16 protein-coding genes are annotated in these 19,943 nt (G+C 31.4%); 14 read left to right on the top strand and 2 right to left on the bottom strand.

The window, feature by feature from the left end; translation table 11 throughout:
- Positions 1 to 15: 15 nt before the first annotated feature.
- Positions 16 to 1,263 (bottom strand): transcription termination factor NusA, encoded by a 1,248-nt coding sequence (nusA, locus tag U5A88_RS00405; protein WP_354203062.1) that lies wholly within the window; start codon positions 1,261 to 1,263, stop codon positions 16 to 18.
- Positions 1,264 to 1,273: 10 nt separating this feature from the next.
- Positions 1,274 to 1,732 (bottom strand): ribosome assembly cofactor RimP, encoded by a 459-nt coding sequence (rimP, locus tag U5A88_RS00400; protein ID WP_354203061.1) that lies wholly within the window; start codon positions 1,730 to 1,732, stop codon positions 1,274 to 1,276.
- A gap of 162 nt (positions 1,733 to 1,894) precedes the next feature.
- Between rimP and U5A88_RS00395 the strand changes: the two genes are divergently transcribed.
- The 14 genes from U5A88_RS00395 (at position 1,895) to U5A88_RS00330 (ending at position 19,926) form a co-directional block, all read left to right on the top strand.
- Positions 1,895 to 2,725, top strand: a complete 831-nt coding sequence (locus U5A88_RS00395; protein ID WP_354203060.1) for a universal stress protein — start codon at positions 1,895 to 1,897, stop codon at positions 2,723 to 2,725.
- 105 nt (positions 2,726 to 2,830) lie between these two features.
- Complete coding sequence (locus tag U5A88_RS00390; RefSeq protein ID WP_354203059.1) at positions 2,831 to 3,661, top strand: universal stress protein; 831 nt, start codon at positions 2,831 to 2,833, stop codon at positions 3,659 to 3,661.
- A gap of 112 nt (positions 3,662 to 3,773) precedes the next feature.
- Positions 3,774 to 4,787, top strand: coding sequence for a LacI family DNA-binding transcriptional regulator (locus tag U5A88_RS00385; protein WP_354203058.1), 1,014 nt, complete (start codon positions 3,774 to 3,776; stop codon positions 4,785 to 4,787).
- A 198-nt stretch (positions 4,788 to 4,985) separates the two neighbouring features.
- Positions 4,986 to 5,687, top strand: a complete 702-nt coding sequence (locus tag U5A88_RS00380; protein ID WP_354203057.1) for a response regulator — start codon at positions 4,986 to 4,988, stop codon at positions 5,685 to 5,687.
- Positions 5,688 to 5,812: 125 nt separating this feature from the next.
- Positions 5,813 to 7,402 carry a vitamin K epoxide reductase family protein gene (locus U5A88_RS00375; protein ID WP_354203056.1) on the top strand — a complete coding sequence of 530 codons (1,590 nt, stop codon included), beginning with the start codon at positions 5,813 to 5,815 and terminating at the stop codon, positions 7,400 to 7,402.
- Positions 7,403 to 7,616: 214 nt separating this feature from the next.
- Positions 7,617 to 7,829 carry a hypothetical protein gene (locus U5A88_RS00370; protein ID WP_354203055.1) on the top strand — a complete coding sequence of 71 codons (213 nt, stop codon included), beginning with the start codon at positions 7,617 to 7,619 and terminating at the stop codon, positions 7,827 to 7,829.
- Between the two features lie 54 nt (positions 7,830 to 7,883).
- Positions 7,884 to 9,407: a TlpA family protein disulfide reductase gene (locus U5A88_RS00365; RefSeq protein ID WP_354203054.1), complete on the top strand. Its 1,524-nt coding sequence runs from the start codon at positions 7,884 to 7,886 to the stop codon at positions 9,405 to 9,407.
- Positions 9,408 to 9,551: 144 nt separating this feature from the next.
- Positions 9,552 to 9,764, top strand: coding sequence for a hypothetical protein (locus U5A88_RS00360; RefSeq protein WP_354203053.1), 213 nt, complete (start codon positions 9,552 to 9,554; stop codon positions 9,762 to 9,764).
- 80 nt (positions 9,765 to 9,844) lie between these two features.
- Positions 9,845 to 11,203: a TlpA family protein disulfide reductase gene (locus U5A88_RS00355; protein ID WP_354203052.1), complete on the top strand. Its 1,359-nt coding sequence runs from the start codon at positions 9,845 to 9,847 to the stop codon at positions 11,201 to 11,203.
- 10 nt (positions 11,204 to 11,213) lie between these two features.
- A complete protein-coding gene (locus tag U5A88_RS00350) occupies positions 11,214 to 13,463 on the top strand; it encodes a peptidase domain-containing ABC transporter (protein ID WP_354203051.1) in 2,250 nt (749 codons plus the stop codon).
- A 96-nt stretch (positions 13,464 to 13,559) separates the two neighbouring features.
- Positions 13,560 to 14,861: an HlyD family secretion protein gene (locus U5A88_RS00345; RefSeq protein WP_354203050.1), complete on the top strand. Its 1,302-nt coding sequence runs from the start codon at positions 13,560 to 13,562 to the stop codon at positions 14,859 to 14,861.
- A gap of 117 nt (positions 14,862 to 14,978) precedes the next feature.
- A complete protein-coding gene (locus U5A88_RS00340) occupies positions 14,979 to 15,221 on the top strand; it encodes a hypothetical protein (RefSeq protein ID WP_354203049.1) in 243 nt (80 codons plus the stop codon).
- 55 nt (positions 15,222 to 15,276) lie between these two features.
- Positions 15,277 to 16,704, top strand: a complete 1,428-nt coding sequence (locus U5A88_RS00335) for a TlpA family protein disulfide reductase (protein WP_354203048.1) — start codon at positions 15,277 to 15,279, stop codon at positions 16,702 to 16,704.
- Between the two features lie 528 nt (positions 16,705 to 17,232).
- Complete coding sequence (locus U5A88_RS00330) at positions 17,233 to 19,926, top strand: YbbR-like domain-containing protein (protein ID WP_354203047.1); 2,694 nt, start codon at positions 17,233 to 17,235, stop codon at positions 19,924 to 19,926.
- Positions 19,927 to 19,943 lie beyond the last annotated feature (17 nt).

The raw sequence follows: 19,943 nt of genomic DNA, 5'->3' as shown, positions 1-19,943 counted from the left end.
AAACCAATTACAAGATTAATCTTCAAACTCTTCTCTTAATATTTTTTGAACATCAATTATAGTTTCTTCCTCTAAATCAGTTCTCTTTACCAAATCGTTAACCTCTAAATCTAATACACTTCTAGCTGTGTCTAAACCAATATTTTTAAATTCAGCTATTACCCATGCTTCTATTTCATCAGAAAACTCTGTCAACTCTACATCTTCATCTGCAATTCCTTCACGCTGTACATCAAGCTCATAACCAGTCAATTGACTTGCTAAACGGATATTTACTCCACCTTTACCAATTGCTTTAGAAACCTGATCTGGCATTAAAAACACATCTACTCTTGGTTTTTCTCCTTCGGCAGCTTCTTTAATATCCATTGAGGTTACTTTGGCAGGACTTAATGCTCTTGCTATAAATATTTGATCGTTTTTTGTATAATTAATAACATCAATATTTTCATTACCCAGTTCACGTACAATACCGTGAATACGAGATCCTTTCATACCTACACATGCTCCAACAGGGTCTATTCTATCATCATAAGAATCAACGGCCACCTTTGCTTTCTCTCCTGGTATTCTAGCAACACGCTCAATAGTAATTAAACCATCAAAAACCTCGGGAATTTCTTGCTCAAATAACTTTACTAAAAATTCAGGTGCCGTTCTTGACATTAAAATAGTTGGCTTATTACCACGTAATTCAACCGATTTTATAATACCACGTACAGATTCGCCTTTTCTAAAATAGTCAGATCTAATCTGTTCGCTTTTTGGTAATACAATCTCATTACCTTCATCATCCAATAAAATTACGGCATTGTGCCTAATATGATGAACTTCGGCACTGTAAATTTCGCCTTCTAAATCTTTAAATTGCTTAAAGATATTAGTATTATCATGCTCATGAATTTTAGAAATTAGATTTTGACGCAATGCCAAAATTGCTCTTCTTCCTAAATCCTCTAACTTTACTTCTTCTGACACATCTTCACCAACTTCAAAGTCAGGCTCTATTTTTTGAGCATCGGATAATGATATTTCTTCATTAGGTTCTTCCACCTCGCCATCGTTTACCACAACTCTATTTCTCCATATCTCTAAATCTCCTTTATCGGGATTTATAATAATATCAAAATTATCATCAGAACCGTACTTCCTTTTTAAGGCAGCTCTGAATACATCCTCCAGTATCGCCATAAGCGTTACTCTATCAATACTTTTATCATCTTTAAACTCAGAAAAAGACTCTATTAACGCGATGTTTTCCATTCTCTTTCAATTAAAATTTTAATTTCACTTTTGCTTGTTTTATACTATCAAATTGTAAATCTGCTGTTTTAACAACAGTTATTTTTCCTTTACCAACTGGTTTTGGCTCCCTAACTTTCCATTCTAGAACAATTCCTTTGTCATTTACCTCTAAAAGTTTCCCTTCAAATGTATCGGTTTCTGTTTTAACCTTTAAAGTTTTACCTAAATTTTTATTGAACTGTCTATTGTTAACTATTGGTTCTGACAGTCCTGGTGAAGATACTTCTAAAGAAAAATCAGTAGTTTCCCTATCTAAGTTATGTTCCACATTTCGACTAATTCTTATACATTCTTTTATCGAAACACCTTCATCTCCATCAACAATGACATTTATTCTGTTATCTGGTGAGATTTTTAAATCAATCAAAAACAGTTTAGGATTTTCTTGAATAGCTTCTTCAACTAACTTCTTAACTTGCTCTCTCACTTTTTTTATATAAAAAGAGGGGACTTTTCGTCCCCTCCATTTCTAAATACCTTTGTTTTCGTGTGCAAATATATAAATTCTATTTTAGAATGACAAGAATCATTGTTTTTTATCGTTATAAAGTTATATCTTTAAGCTAAACAAATTTTAAAACCCAAAATCATGAAAAAAATACTCGTTCCCATCGACTTTTCGGATGAAGCAAAATATGCCTGCAAAGTAGCAGCTTCAATAGCTAAACAAACAGGAAGTGAAATTATTTTACTACATATGCTTGACATACCTACAGATGCCATTGACCCTCTTGAATCAGACATTACCAGAGGTGGTGCTCAAACTATCCTTTTTATGAAAGGCATTCACAAGCGTTTTGAAAAATTAAAAAAACAGCCTTTTTTTGAAGGTGTTAAATTAAACGAAACTGTGAAGTTCCATAAAGCTTTTGAGGGCGTTATCGAAGAAAGTAAAAAAAATGATGTTGATTTAATTGTAATGGGCTCTCAAGGTGCAACTGGACTAAAAGAAATGCTAGTAGGATCCAACACAGAAAAGGTAGTAAGACAGTCGCATATCCCCGTTTTGGTTATTAAGCAAGATATTGAAAATTTTAAAGTAGATGATATTATTTTTGCATCTGAATTTAGCGAAACAAGCAAAACAACATTTCCAAAAGTAATAAAATTTGCCAATACGTTTAATGCCAAACTACACCTGCTTTTTATAAACACAGCACGCAATTTTGAACCTACTGAAGTTACAAACGCCAAGCTAAGCAAATTTGTAGGCGAATTTGATATAAAGAACTATACCTTAAACACTTACAATGATGTTAGTATTGAAGAGGGTATTTTAAATTACGGAAAAAAAATAAATGCTGATATCATTGCAATTAACACACATGGCAGAAGTGGTTTGGCACAATTATTTAACGAAAGTATAAGTAAAGAATTGGCAAATCATGCTTTACGGCCAGTTGTTACTTTTAAAATCTAAAAATTATTTTACAACTTTTATTAAGGCTCTTTTAAAAAGAGCCTTTTTTATGTAGAAAAATTTGATTATTTTAGGGGAATGATATAACTCTGTAAATCATCACTTATGAAAACAATACTCGTTCCTATCGACTTTTCTGACGAAGCAAAATATGCCTGTAAAGTAGCAGCCTCAATTGCTAAACAAACAGGTAGCGAAATTATTTTATTGCATATGTTAGATATACCATCTACCTCTGTTGACCCCATGGTCGATGGTAATTTAGGCGGTGGAGCACAAACCATATTTTATATGAAAACCATTCACAAAAAATTTGGAGAGTTTAAAGCTTTTCCCTTTTTTGATGGACTAAAGGTGATTGATTCTGTAATTTTCAAAAAAGCTTTTCAGGGTGTTATTGAAGAAAGTAGTAAAAATAATGTTGGACTAATTGTGATGGGTTCGCAAGGAGCGACCGGAATTAAAGAAATGTTGGTAGGTTCTAATACTGAAAAAGTAGTTAGGCAATCTGACATACCTGTATTGGTTATTAAACAAGATATTGATAATTTTGATATAAAAAACATGATTTTTGCATCAGATTTCGGCGAGGACAGCAAAAACAACTTCCATAAAGTAATTGATTTTGCAAAACTTTTCAATGCTAAAATTCACTTTCTATATATAAATACCATCCATAATTTTGAGCCTACAAGAGATTCAAAAGAAAAACTGAACAACTTCATCTCAGCTTTTAATCTTGATGATTATTCTGTAACTATTTATAACGATACCAGTATAGAAGAGGGCATTTTAAATTACGGAAAAGAAATAAACGCTGACGTAATTGCCATAAATACGCATGGCAGAAGTGGTTTATCTCAATTATTTAATGAAAGTATTAGTAAAGAACTGGCTAATCACGCTCTACGCCCAGTGGTAACATTTAAAATTTAGAATTCTTCAATCCAGAATACTTATACAATCTCCATCTTAAAATTAGTTAAGCGGCGATAAAATGCTCGTATTTTACTATTTTTGAGAAAATTATTAAGTCGGTACACCTTTTATGAATAATCATGTTACCCTAAAACAACTGGCCAAAGAGCTTAATTTATCTATTTCTACTGTTTCCAAAGCATTAAAAAATAGTTATGAAATTAATGAAAACACAATTGCTAGGGTAAAAGCATTGGCAAAAAAACACAACTACAGACCCAATAGAATGGCGTTGAGCTTAAAAAATAGCCAGACCAAAACTATTGGCGTAATTATTCCAAATATTTTGAATTATTTTTTCTCTAAGGTGCTGTTGGGTATTGAAGATGAAGCAAATAAAAATGGGTATCAGATTATTATCTGTCTTTCTAATAACAAATATCAAAAAGAATTGGAAAGCTTGGAACTCTTAAGTGATGGTAGTGTAGATGGGTTTATACTTTCTATTGCCAGAGAAACGCAGCGTGAAAAACACCACAATCACTTTAAGAAAATTATTGATGATGGCTATCCAATAGTAATGTTTGATCGTGTTTCAGAAAATGTAGCTTGTGATAAGGTAATTATTGATGATTTTGATGCCGCATTTAATGCGACAAACCACTTACTCAATCAAGGGCGAAAAAAAATTGTTTTAATAAGTACCGTAAGCAAATTAGGAATTGGAAAACTACGTGCTAATGGTTACAAAGAGTCGTTAAAAAAGTACTCTAACTATCAAAATGATGCCATTATTGTGCCTATTACAGACAAAACAAAATACGATAGTATAATCAACAAATTATTTAGCGAGCACAAAAATATAGATGGTGTTTTAACTACTAATAATGTTTCTGCGGTAACGGCATTAAAAATTGCTCAACAAAAAGGGCATCAGGTACCAAAGGACATTTCTATCATTGGCTTTTCTGATGATAAAATTTCTAGATTGTCACATCCAAAGTTAAGTACTATCGATCAGAACGCTTTTGACATTGGCAAAAAAGCAGCTAATACACTTATTTCCAGATTAACTAAAAAGGAAAAAACGGAATTTAAAACCGCTATCATTAAAACCAACTTGTTGGTTAGAGAGACTGCCTGATTGCATCTTCCTGTAATTCATCCTTTTAAATTTTATTTTATAAGCAGGGAAAAACACCCTCTTAAAAAAAGGGGTTTTTCCCCTAAGAACTTCGGCTTATTTTTTATATTTTTAACATAAATGTTAAATTAAATATAATTCGGCTATATTTTGTAATTATAAAGTTAAAAAAATAAATTGTCGCTAATTTTTAATGCTATGAAAGTTGTTACCACAGGAAAACCTCTTAAAAACAGTTATAGCGTATTAATTGTTGAAGATTGTAAGCTGTTTTCCGATGCTGTTAAAATGGTTTTAAATCTAATTCCAAAAAATAAGCCAAGGCTAAAATTTAATATTGTTCAGGCTTTTGATTATGAAAGTGGGGTAACCAAAATTCAGGAAACCAGTTCTAAAGAATTTTTTGATGTTGTAATTCTAGACATTCGTCTCGGAGAATCTAAAGATGATAAAAATCAGTCAGGCGAAAAATTAGGAGAATTGATAAGAGAGCATACTCCAAAAACTAAAATTATTGTAATTACTTCGTATAATGATGGCTTTAGAATAAATTCTGTAATTAAAAAACTTAATCCAGAAGGTTTTTTGATAAAGAATAATGCAAGTGACCAGAAAGTACTCCAAAAAGCAGTATTAAAAGTTGTTAGCGGAAAAACCCATTATTGTGATACCGTTGATGATATATTGCGAAGAAAAAACAAATATACCCATAAACTTGATGACATTGATATAAAAATATTATATGAGTTGTCCAATGCTACAAAAATGAAAGACATGCCTGATTATATTCCTTTAACAATCAGCGGTATAGAAAAAAGACGTCGCCGTTTAAAAGAAATTTTTGAAGTAGATAGTGACAGAGGTTTAATACTACAAGCGAAAGCAATAGGTTTTTTGTAAAAAAAAGTAAGGAAAAGCCTTACTTTTAGTAAGGAAAAAACTTCAAGTTTTACAAAAGTTATATCTAATTTTATTGATACATTCAATGTTGAAATTGAACTGTTTCAAATAATAACTGTCAGATTATGGATAATTGTTACATCGCTACAAAACAACTTTTAAAACGACTTAAGGTTAAACATACCAACGCCTATTTAAAAGATAACATTTTATCGCACCCTGACCACCCCAGTTTGTTGTCCATTGCAGATACGTTGACAAGGTACAACATTGAAAATTTAGCTGTAAAAATTACTGAAGAAAAATTTGATGAGCTATCAACTCCATGTATTGTCCAAGTTTCCGTCCATAGCAGAACACTTTTTTATACCCTAACCAATATTACTGATACAACGGTTACCTATTTTGATGATAAAAATAAAAAACAAGAGTTGACTAAAGCCAAGTTTTTAAAACTATGGACAGGTGTTTGCCTTATGGCAGAAACCAATGCAACCTCAAAAGAAATTGATATTGAGAAAAAACTAGCAGACAAAAGGCTTACAACCGTTTTAATTGGCACATCGGCTCTACTGTTGACCCTTTGGGTGGTAATTAGCTTTACAAAGTCAGATGTTTTTGGCAATAGTACATTAACAACCTATACCGTTGTATATGGTCTGTTAAAATTAGTTGGTTTAACCGCAGGTGTATTTCTGTTATGGTTTGATGTGGACCAATATAATCCAACCTTACAAAGTTTTTGTACAGGTGGCAAAAATATAAATTGCAATGCGGTATTAAAATCTAAATACGCTTCATTATTTGATGGCAACTTAAGTTTAGGATTATTAGGGTTTTCTTATTTCTTTGCTACTTTTACCTACTTAGCATTATTTACTTTTTCAAGTGCAGCAATTGGCATATTGGCAATTACAAGCATAATAACGCTACCTGCTATTGCCATTTCTATCTATTACCAAGCAGCGGTTATTAAACAATGGTGCAAATTCTGTATTGTTATACAAGTCGTTTTGGTTGCAGAAGTAGGCATTGCTTTTTTAGGTGGGTTTTATAAAAATACCTTTGCCATAGAATTATTGCCGTTATATGCGGCTTTGTTTTTAATACCTATTGTGTCTTGGAAACTAATAAAACCCTTAATAGAACAACAAAAAGAAACCAATGTGTATAAACGCGGACTTAAAAAAATAAAGGCTAACCCTTTTGTGCTGAAAAGTTTATTGTCAAAGTCTGATAAAGTTACACATAGTACGGATGGTTTAGGCATTTCAATAACCAATAAAAATGCAAAGTATAATGTTATAAAAGTATGTAACCCCTATTGCGGGCCATGTGCAAAAGCACACCCTGTTTTAGAGCATTTGGTAAATGTTGGGAGCATTAATTTACAAGTTTTGTTTACGGCAACAACTAACGAAAAAGACCGTAAAGCAAAACCCGTACGGCATTTTTTAGCTATTGATGCCCATAATAAGAAAGAGGAAACTCAAAAAGCATTAGATCAATGGTATATGGCAGAGAAAAAAGATTATGATGTCTTTGCAAAACAATACCCGATGAATGGAGAATTGGAACAACAAAATGATAAGATAGAAGATATGAAGGCGTGGTGTAAAGCGGAAAATATTACACATACCCCAACCCTATTTATTAATGGGTATAAATTACCCAAAGAATATAGTATAGAAGATTTAAGTGAGGTATTAATTTAATAATAAATACATATTGATGAGATTCCGTTTTACAACGGAATTAGTTCAACTAACAATTTTAAGTGTGTCTATAAAGATTTCTTAAAATTGAGTTTCAATAAAAAAAAGCCCCGAGTACTCGAGGCAATGTACGGAATTATTTCGCGAATAATGGGCATAGTCTTGAATGCCCTGATCCATTCAAGGCAAAAGTATTAATTAAAATTCTATAACGATGAAAAATTTTAAAGTTGAAGCAAATGAATTGCTTCAAAGAAATGAGTTAAAAAGTGTTTTTGGAGGGTCAGAACCCTACTGCACGGTCTCCTGTAAAGATAAAGATGAGAATGGAGATAATATCATTGCAAACTGTTTAGATTGTATTGCTGGCTCTATGGACTATGCATGCCAAAATCACGGTGGTTCAGGCGGTGTTTGTATATGTTAAATAAATTAAATAAGGGTATTTTTAAAAATACCCTTATTATTAAAAATCAAAATAATGAAAGGATATTATATTATTATCTTATGTATCATAGTTTCTTGTTGTATCGGTTGTGTTAAAACAAAATTTGAATCAAAAAAAACATCATCTGAATTAAATTTAATAAGACCTTATAAAAGCAGTGCCGTTGTTCTTTATGGGAAAACATATGATGACAATGGTTTTCAAATTATTAATCTTTCTGGTTTTAATTTTAGATACAATAAAGACACTATTAATTCAATTAAAAGAATCAACAAAGATTCGGTAATTATAAAAATAAAAGATATTGTTAATCCAAAATTTTCTACTCTCGATTTCATTGGAAAAACCAATTATAATGTGAGGCTATTAATTTTGCCTGGAGATAGTATCTCATTTCTGATCAAGGATAAAAAAATTAGTTTTAAAGGGAAAAATTTAGCAAGATATTTATTCTATCCTAAAATGGATAGTATATTTTCGAAATGGCCAATTCATGAGGATAATTTAACCAATTACAAAAATAAATGTAAATATCTAAATAAAGGAAAAATTAGTTTTTACGAGAATTATATTGAGAGTAATAAAATGTCTAGCGATTTTATTAGATTGGTTAAAGGAAGGTTAGAGTTTGAATATTTATATAATTTGATAGCACCAAAAAAAATAAATGGTCAGTTAATTTTCCCAAAAAATAGTATACCAGAATTGATAAAACAAGGAGGAAAGAATTTTGATATTGATAGTTATTTTGATCACATTTCCATAGAGATATTTGATAGACCTGAATTAATTGATGTAGATTTCTTTTATTTAAGTTTACTTAATTATCTGCGATATTATTTTATTAATAGTAATCATAAAGCATTTTCCAGTGAAAGATTTGTAGAAGAAAAGAATTTTATTTTAAACAATTTAAATGGAAAAGTACGGGATTATGCAATTTTTAGGTTGATAACTGATTATTTCACTGAAAATCCAGATGAGAATAAAGAAAAAGTCTGGCAGTTGATTGATTCTTACGAACACAACTTTTCAAAGAAAAGTCAATTAACAAAAATTGAAAGCATTAAAAAAAGTCTAAACAATTTAAACAAAAAATTGTCGTCAAAAGTTTTAAATAGTCAAATAATAAACCTCAAAGGAGATACCTTATCAATTAACGAAATATTTCAAAAATCGGAAGAACGAATTAAGGTAATTGATTTTTGGGCAAGTTGGTGTGGCCCATGCATTACAGAAGTAAAAAAAAGTAATTTAATTAGAAATAAATTACATATTTCTGATGACGTAGATTGGATATATCTTTCTATTGATGAAGATAAAGAGGCCTGGATAAAAAAAACCAGAGAATTATCTGACTATGGTTTGTTAAAAAATCAATATCTCGTTCTAAATCATAAAAATTCTGACATAATTAAGCTTTTAAAGGTGCTTTTCATTCCGAGATATGTTATTTTTGATAAGCAAAATTTACTTGTAGCAGAGGATTCTCCCAGACCCTCCGATAGCCTAGCCTTTAAAAAAATAATTGATAAAATTAATTTAAAAAACAATTAATAAAAAGCCCCGAATATTCGGGGCAATAAACAATATCCTTTTCGCGAAAGGCAGACCAAAACCTTGATGGTCTTTAATTGTTCAGGGCAAATATATGCCAAATCATTTTAATGGTTTTGGTATGAAAATTAAATATTTTTTTTTATGAAAAAATTTAAAGTTGAAGCAAATGAATTGCTTCAAAGAAATGAGTTAAAAAGTGTTTTTGGAGGTAATGCAGATGAGGGGTGTACTAACCAATGCAGCTTAGATTCAGATTGTGCGGGTGACCCTATGAGAGGTCTTGAAGGTTATTGCAAAGACATACCTTGTATGGGAGAACAATGGAAAGGTTGTGATTTAAGAGAGCCTAGTTGATTTGTAGCAAAATAAACTTTTTATTATTGAGATTTTGGGTTGCTAATTCAAAATTAGCAACCCTTTAAATTAAAATTTAAATGAAGAAAATAATATACTTGATTTTAATATTTTTATTAACAATTTGTACAGAAAAAAATCAAATTGAACACTATAGTATTCAGCTTGGAAAAACGAGTAAAAGAAATATTGCATTTAATAGCATGACCAATACTTTTATGGCATCTTCCATAAAACATTCTTATCCTTTATACTATGAGTATCTTAAGAATAATGTCAAAAACTTTAAACAAGACTCTTCTTATATATCTTCGCTAATATTAGATAATAAAAGGTTTAAATATGAGCTCTATCAAATGGGAATGATTAATAAACAAAAGATTATCGATTTAAAAATTGATACATCTTCAGAGAAAAGAAAAATATATATGAAACCTATGAATTTTTTGGTGGAATACAGAAATGGAAAAGAGAATGTTACTTTAGATAAAAATAACAACAATTTTTTTAAAGATGATGAATCAGTTGTGTTTGACAATAATTTTAGAATTAATAATTCTGAATTAGATATCGATGACCTTCGAACTTACAAGGTTGGATTCTATAATAACATCAAAGAAAAAACCTCTATTACCGATAGAGAAGTGTTATTTTATCCTAATTCTTATTCTAGCTATAATGGCTCTTTAAGCAGTAATGAAAACATTAACAGATCTAGAATTCACATAAGATTCAAGGATTACTGGGAAGGCAATATTAGGTTTACTAAAAGGAAATATGTAGTGGCAGTACAAGGAATTTATCCTTACCTAAGTATATTAGTTAAACCTGATTCTTTACCTTTTAGTAATTCAAGTAGTGATTATAATTTTAATTTTGAATATAAAATTAAGGATACTGTAAAAATAGAAAATCAATTTTATATTTTAGACAGTATTAATAATTCAGTTACTGAATTGTTTTTAAAAAAAATTAATCTTGATAAACCATTCTATAGTCATAAATTAGGTTATAAAATATATAACCTAAAATTTAATGATCTAACAAATAGCTTTACTTATAATCTATATGACAATGAATATTTTTCAAAAAAATATACTTTGTTGGAATTTTGGGGTACTTGGTGCAAACCTTGTATAAAAACCACCCCTAGATTAAAGAAACTTTATACTAATTATAAAAAGGAAGTTGATATTTTAGGTATAGCTTACGATAGGGATATTAATACTGTTAAAAAATATATTGATGATAACAACATACCATGGAAGCAAACATTTGTAGATGTTAAAAATAAGAAAAAGCCTATTATAAGTAAGTTAAATATTGGCAAATACCCTACGTTTATCTTAGTAGACAATAGCACAAAAATGATAATATATAGAGGGGTGGGTGAAGATGCCTTATATAATTTAGATAAAATTTTAGAGGACAAAAAATAGATTATTTTTGGTGTCAAACAAAAAATTCCCTTTCTACAAACAGCCAGATTCCAAAGACTGTGGCCCCACTTGTTTACGCATAGTCGCCAAGCATTATGGTAAACTGATAACGTTGCAAGAAATAAGGGACATGTCCGAGACTACCCGTGAGGGCAGCAACTTAATGAAACTGAGCGATGCCGCAGAAGCCATCGGTTTTAAAACGATTGGGGTTAAAATAGATTATCAAAAACTAACAGAAGCACCGTTACCTTTAGTTGTGCATTTTAACAAGAACCATTTTGTTGTGGTTTATAAGATCAAAAACGATGTGGTATCTATTTCCGACCCTGCTTATGGGTTGATAACCTATACCAAAGATGAATTTATACAACGTTGGATAGGTAACAATGCCACAACAGACACTAAAGAAGGCATTGCCCTGTTGTTGGAGGTCACCCCAAAGTTTAGGGAACTGGAATGGGACAATACGGACAAAAGGTCGTTTAAGTTTTTGTTCCAATATTTGTTTAAGTACAAAAACTTATTGGTACAATTGCTTATTGGGTTATTAGTAGGCAGTTTGTTACAGCTTATTTTTCCTTTTTTGACCCAAAGTATAGTTGATGTGGGTATCCAGAACCAGGACATTAATTTTATTTATGTAATACTTATTGCCCAACTGATGCTTTTTATTGGCAGGACCAGTGTCGATATTTTTAGAAGTTGGATCTTGTTGCATTTAAGCACACGCATAAATATTTCATTGGTCTCCGATTTTTTTATAAAATTAATGAACCTGCCCATTGCTTATTTTGATACCCGAATGACGGGCGACATTATGCAACGTATCAATGACCATAACCGAATAGAAAAACTGTTAACAGGCTCAACACTAAGTACATTATTTTCCATGATGAACCTAGTCGTTTTCGGTGCGGTTTTGATTTACTACAACCTCTATATCTTTTTGATTTTTGCGGTTGGTAGTATTATTTATGTCATTTGGATTCTGTTTTTCTTAAAAAGGAGAAAAGAACTGGACCATAAACGGTTTTCTCAACTGAGCCAAGAACAAAGTACCGTAATTGAATTGGTAAACGGAATGCAGGAAATTAAAATGAACAATGCCGAAAAGCAAAAACGTTGGGGCTGGGAGTTTGTACAGGCTCGTTTGTTTAAGGTTTCCATGCAAAGTTTAGCCTTAGAGCAGACCCAAGGTGTGGGCTCTTCTTTTATCAACGAGATTAAAAACATTTTTATCACGTTTACTTCAGCCATTTTGGTCATTGAAGGTTCTATTACCTTAGGGATGATGCTTTCCATTCAATACATTATTGGTCAATTAAATGGACCTATTACCCAATTGGTCGGTTTTATACAAGCTACACAAGATGCTAAAATAAGTTTGGAACGATTAGGTGAAATCCATGATAAAGAAGATGAGGAAAATAAGGAAAAACAGTTAATTTCAACTATTAAACCAAATCAAGATTTAAAACTAAACGAAATTTCTTTTCGATATATAGGTAGTGACGAAAATGTGATAAAGGAGTTGAGCATGGAAATCCCTGCCAATAAAATTACGGCTATTGTTGGGGCAAGTGGCAGCGGAAAAACCACCTTAATGAAGATTTTGTTGAAGTTTTACGAACCTAATAAAGGAAATATTACCTATGGCGACCATTTTCTAAGTGCCATATCGCATAAAGCATGGCGTAGCAATTGTGGTGTGGTAATGCAAGAAGGCTATATTTTTAATGATACCATTGCCTACAACATTGCCGTAGGAGAAGATATTATTGACCAAGAGCGTTTGTTGTCTGCTGTTAAAACAGCCAATATTTACGATTTTATACAATCGTTACCCTTAGGCTTTAACACTAAAATTGGCAATGAAGGCATAGGCATCAGCACAGGTCAAAAACAACGTTTGTTTATTGCAAGGGCGGTATATAAAAATCCTGATTTACTATTCTTTGATGAAGCTACCTCTGCATTGGATGCGAAAAATGAGCGTATCATCATGGAAAATCTGAATAATTTCTTTGAAGATAAAACCGTAATTATTATTGCCCACAGATTAAGTACCGTTAAACATGCCGACCAAATTGTGGTTATGGATGAGGGCAAGATAAAAGAATCAGGGAATCATCAGGAGTTGCTCAATAAAAAAGGAGCCTATTATAATTTGGTAAAAAATCAATTGGAATTAGAAAAATTAAGTAGCCCCTCCCTAGCCCTCCCCGAGGGAGAGGGAACAGATTCTCGGAAGAAATAAAATTCCGAAGTTAAGTAAATAAGTAAATTAGTTATAAATGAGTAATTGTCCCCTTGAGGGGACCATAGGGGTGTTTTAAACAAAATTTATAAATCAATGCCAGAAAACAAGAAAATAGACAATTTGGAATTACGCTCTGAAGAAGTTCAAGAAATTCTAACGAATCCACCAGCTTGGATTGTCCGTTGGGGTATTTCTTTAATTTTTATGTTTACATTAATTATTTTGATATTGGCATTTATCATCAAGTATCCTGATTTTGTTACTGCAAAAGTATTAGTTACTACAGAACAACCCACCGAAAGGGTGGTTGCGAGATATTCTGGACAATTGGAAAAGGTTTTCATTAAAAACAGAGACACGGTAAGACCAAATGAAAAACTAGCAATTATAAGAAACACCGCCAATTATAGAGATGTTTATGTACTAAAACATATTATTGATACCTTACAGTTTGATACCGAAAAATTCAATTTCCCTTTTGGCAAAACATCACAATTGCAATTGGGCGAAATAAGTATTGATCTTATCAACTTTGAAAAAAGTTACACAAATTTTACATTACTAAATGACCTTGACCCATACAATAATCAAATCCAAGGCAATAGGGTATCACTATCTGAAATTAGAGTACGGTTACAAAATCAAATCAATCAAAAAGAGTTATTGGAACAAGAAGTTGAATTAAAAAAGACCGATTTTGAACGACAAAAACAGCTCTTTGAAAAAGGTGTTATCTCAAGATTGGAGTACGAAAATAAGCAGTTGGAGTATCTACAGATGCAAAAAAATATCAATGCTATGGCTATATCTATTTCTCAAATGAGAGAGGCTATTTCCTCTGCCAACAGCACCTTGAAAACTACAAGAATAAACGAACAAGAAGATAAAACCAACTTTCTCAAAAATTTAACGCAAAGTTATAACTCTCTCAAAGAAGCTATTCGAGATTGGGAGTACAAATACGTGTTAAAATCATCCATAAATGGTGTTATTAGTTTTCAAAATTTTTGGGGCGAGAACCAATTTGTAAATTCGGGTGATATTGCATTTTCTATTTTACCTACCAATACATCTAGTTTAGTGGGCAAGTTGGTAATTCCAGCACAAAACGCGGGTAAAGTTTTAGTGGGTCAAAAGGTTTTTATAAAATTGGATAATTATCCGTACCAACAGTTCGGAATGTTGATTGGAAAAGTTACTAATTTTTCAATTTCTCCTGATGATGAAGGTAATTATGTGGTTTATATTTCTTTACCCAATGGCACAAAAACATCGTACAACAAAACCTTTACTTTTAATCAGGAATTATTGGGCAATGCAGAAATTATAACGGAAGATTTGAGTGTAGCAGCGAGAATTTTCTATAAATTTAGAGAGTTGTTTACGTACAATTAAAATAAAAAGCCCCGAGCATTCGGGGCAATAAACAATATCCTTTTCGCGAAAGGCAGACCAAAACCTTGATGGTCTTTAATTGTTCAGGGCAAATATAAATTTAAAATTCTATAAATTATGAGAAATTTTAAAGTGGAAGCAAATGAATTGCTTCAAAGAAGTGAGTTAAAAAGTGTTTTTGGAGGTAGAGTGGATGAAGGTAGTTGTGCGTATGTTACTAGAAATGGAGATGGGGAAATTTATGTTGAAAAAAATGTATCCCAAGACACAGCCGAATCATTTGGAGAAGAGCCAGGTAATAATTGGTGTTGTGAGAGTTGTAACACTGCAAGCTGGATTGATTCTTGTAATGTTTGTTAACTTTATTTTTAAACTGGAAAGAGCCTTTCAAGGCTCTTTCTTCAAAAAAATTATAATGCTAAAAAAAATTACTCTTATATCCTTTGTTTTTTTGATTCATTGTAACCAAAAGAATGAAGAACACAAAAGAATGGAGAAAACGAATGAAGTGAATGGAATTACCCTAATATTTAAAAAACACCCTCATAATAATGTTTCTAATGTAAAAGAGAACATTTATTACTCTCAATTTTATGATTTTAAGTCTATAATCTTAAACGTTGATAATGAAGCAGAAGACACCTTATTTTTGCCTTTAACGGCCTCAAAAATTTGTCTAGCTTATATTCAGTTCCCGCAATCAAATTATTATATATTTCACAAAGGTGATACAGTAATTTTTGATCATAATCGAGATAATAGACCTCATGTTAAAATAGCTAATAGAAAAATTTTAAAACATGATTTCAATTTTGAAAAAAAAATGAAATTTGAAAAACCACTAGACGCATTTGAATTTTATAGAAAATTTAAAATCAAAAGAACTAAAAATGAAAAAGATCAATATGAAAGAGATTTAGTAAAGTACAACTATAAGTTTAATGAATTTTTGGATTCACTTAGATTTAACAATCTAATATCTGATGATATTTATTTCCTTAACAAAGGTCGAAATAAATATTTAAATATTAATTTAATGAAAGATAAAATTAATTTTGACAGTATTGATAAAAAGAGTTTAAAAGAAGATGAGTTACTATATCTAAAAACATATCGATATTTTCTTGAAAACTATGTCCTTTATAAATACGCATTAAAAAACCGGAAGGAAAAATCCCTTTTCTCTAAAAATTATGAAGTTGTTTTTGATTCGATTAAGAATAATCCAAACTTCTCCAATCGAACAAGAAAGTATCTATTGTATCATTTTCTTAAAAAAATCTATGATTCAAATAGTAAAAACATCTCAAATAAATATTTAAGTATATTTAAAGACGTAACCAATGATACGTTATTAATCAATGATTTAAAAAACACTTACTTGTTAGACTTTTCGGAATTAAAAATGGAAACAAAAGATGTATATTTTACAGATGCGAAAAAAGAAATAATAGAATTAAATGACATTCAAGAAAAGTATAAAGGAAAGTTGATTTATATAGATTTTTGGGCAAGTTGGTGTGCTCCGTGCAGAGCAGCTATGCCAGCTTCAAAGAAATTAAAAGCGGATTATAAAAACAAAGATGTGGTTTTTTTATACATATCAATTGATAATGACTTTAATAAATGGAAAAAAGCTTCAACAGAAGAGGGCTTGTGGTTTAATAAGAACAATATTTTGGCTCTCAACTATTCGAGTGCAAATTTTTACAAAGATTTAAAACTAAGTACAATACCTAGATATTTATTATACGATAAAAAAGGAAAACTAGTCCATCAAAATGCACCTGGCCCGGAAGGTAAAGAAATAAGGGAATTGTTGGATAAATATTTGGAAGAATAAAAAACCCAAAACAAGTAGCATTAAGTAAAAAAGGGAATTGGGGAAAACTTAACGCCACTAATAATGTGTAATACTTTTTAAATCTGTACTTTTAAACTTTCGAACAAACTTTAATAAGATCCCGAAACAAATTCAGGACTTAAAAATTGAACTTATAGGTCAATCCACCAAAAACCTGTAGTCTCTGCACATAGTAATTGGTATATTTTTTGATAATCACTACTCAATAAATTATTTACTTTGGCAAATACAGTAAATTTTTCGTTGAATTTAAAACCGCTGTCATTAAAACCAACTTGTTGGTTAGAGAGACTCTTAAACTCAATAAAAAGAGTTATCGTTAAGTCAATAAACCCATTTCAATATATTAATTTGTAAATACCTTACTGCAACTGTAGCCTATTAACTAGCAAAAAAATAAAAATAATTATCGTACCTTGCTAATCTCAATAGCATTTCCCTACACAATTACTTAAAGCTAAAGTATTAAATAGCACTATGTACCTCCAAAAATAAAGCATTTAAAGTATGACGCGTAAATTTAACCACCTTATAACCCTAGCTATAGTATTAATCTTGTTACAACAGACGTCTGTAATTGCTCAGCGTATTGATAATTATAAATATCCCGACCAGAGCAGTACTTTAGAAAACATTGTCAAAAACGAAAATAATTTCAATGGTTACACCAACTATTGGCATAACAGTTATAATACTTTATACAGATATGGAAATCTTTTTAAAATGGCAGTTCCTGATCTGGAGAAAACCATTTTACAAAGCAAGATAGATATTGCAGAAGATTTTGGAATTCCGGGATTAACAATGCAAGAAGGATTTATAAAACAACTGCTGTCAAATGATTACACAACACTAAATGACCCTTCGCTATCGGATTTAGAAAGCCTATTCAAGAGCAATAACAATGTTCTTATTTATGTTGACTCAGATTCAGATCTAGGTAAAAAAGTTGATGCAAAGTTGCCGAAAAAAACCAATTGGGCTTCTGATTTAAGCAGTCATCAATTCAATGCCAAAGATTTTGTTAGAATCAATGCTTTCTACCTTGAACAGAATCAATCAAAGTTATTTATAGTTAGTTCAAAAGATAAAAATACTCGCGACAAACTGAAAAATCAAATTGAAAACGTCAAAAAGGTTACCGAAAAGTATGATTTCCACAAAGGGTGGTTTGGGGCTTACTCATTGCTCAATAGCGTAACCATAACCAAAGGTCATCCGCTTGAAATAATTGGAACAGGCATGAACGAAGGCAACAGCTGGTTTGTATTTGACGGTTATATGGACTATCTATCAAAAGATGATATAGCCAATTGGGTCAAAAAAGTTGATTTGCCCGTTGTCACGGATGTTGGTGCTTCTTATGTTTTTGGAGCAAAAAATTATGATGGGTTTCAAATTCAGCAGATGTACGACAAAGAATCTTGGGTAAAATTTGCTAGGGAAAAAGAAGGATATGTATTTCGTCAAGTTTGGGACACCCTAGCCGATCCTTACAAGTACAACGGATATTTTGCCAACGAGGGAAATAAAGAACAGATAGATAACGAAGATGTACCCTTTGTATTAAAAACGGGTCAATTGGACAGAGGAGCCTTGTCAAGTATGGTACTGTTCATTGAAAAAGGCCAACCATTAACTAAAGAATCTATGTGGACCGCCATTATGGATCGGCGTGAAGTTGGTGTTTTAGAGCAAGGAAAAATGATGGGTCCTGCACAATATAGAAATGCATTGCAAATGCTAGTACTTGATAGGTTGTATCTTGAAGAATACTTTGGCGACCCTATTAATATCGAAGCAAAAGTCAATGGATATAACTTAGATGTAAAAATTACAAATACCGCTAAGGTTCCTATTTCTGGAATGTTAGAATTAGCACTCCCTCCTGAAGTTAAAATTAAAGGAAAACCTTCGATTTCATTAACCCTAGGCTCAAACAATACAAAAATTCAGCGTTTTGTTTTACAACCTGAGACTTCTGCAACAAACAATACCAATCCCATTGCTATTCACTACAATTACAATGGAATAAAGAAAAGTACCTTAACTATGTTGGATTTACCTCCTGCAATTTCGGTACATCGTCTTTTGTATAGTCATGCTCCGAAGATCAGTTTTCCTGTAACGATTCATAATTTTACCGAAAAATCCTCTTTTCCCGTAGCTATTGAGGTTGTAAATATCAAAAATGAAAAGAAAGTAATTTTCAAAACTTCGAAAACATGTAATGCGGCCACAGGTTCTTTTGAAGATTTATTATTTGATTTGAAGTTAAAGGCGGGCAACTATAAAGTTAAGGTATCGGCCATGGGTGTTAATTATGTTTCGCAATTGGGCGTGGGTAAAAGAAAGGGTAAGCCAACTTTAGCTGAAATTGATTTAAACAATGATGGTGTCAATGAATATCGTATGGAGAACGATAGCGTTCAGGTCACATTACTTGCAACTGGAGCAAGGGTAATTGAATATATTGTTAAGAGCAGAAACGACAATATCCTTTTTAAATTATGGCCTAAAAAGGCTATTGACGAAAAACGTTCTTTTAGAAAAAGAGGCTATTATCCATATGGTGGATTTGAAGATTTTCTCGGTCAAGGTAGTATGGAAACGCATCAGGTATATAATTCTAAAATAATTAAAAAGGAAGGAGACTTTGTTCAAGTTAAAATGTGGACGGATTACTTCGGGAACCGTTTAGAAAAAACATTTACCTTATATGGAAATTCTCCATTATTAGAAGTTAGGTTTGCGTTAACCTTTATAAACCCAGAAGCAAATATGCTAGGCCCACAGCCCATACTGGAACTGGGAGAAAAACATTGGTTGGAAGATGTGTTCATAGTTCCCGAATTAAGTGGTGTTAATGAGTTTAGAATGAAACCAGAGAAATATTACGGCCAAGCATTTGATATAAAAGAAGGATGGAACGCGGGATATGACACCAAAGAAGATATTACTTTTGTTGGTGCATTTCCGGTAGATCAGCCTGTATTTCTACATATGTGGATGAACCATCCAAAAAATAGAGATGCCCATCATTATTATGCCGAATTTCAACCTTGGCTGCCCATTTTTCAAAAAAGTACTATGTACTTCTCTTATTATATTTGGGGAGCTGGAGGTCCTTGGCAAAATGGGGTTAAGACCTTAAGAAACATGAATTTGATTACCACAAGAAATACAAATTTAAAAAATTAACAATCTTCAACTAATAA

It is taken from the genome of Aureibaculum sp. 2308TA14-22 (assembly GCF_040538665.1).
Lineage (GTDB): Bacteria > Bacteroidota > Bacteroidia > Flavobacteriales > Flavobacteriaceae > Aureibaculum.
Note: the sequence above shows the minus strand (reverse complement) of the source record. Positions and strands in the feature narration are given on the sequence as shown.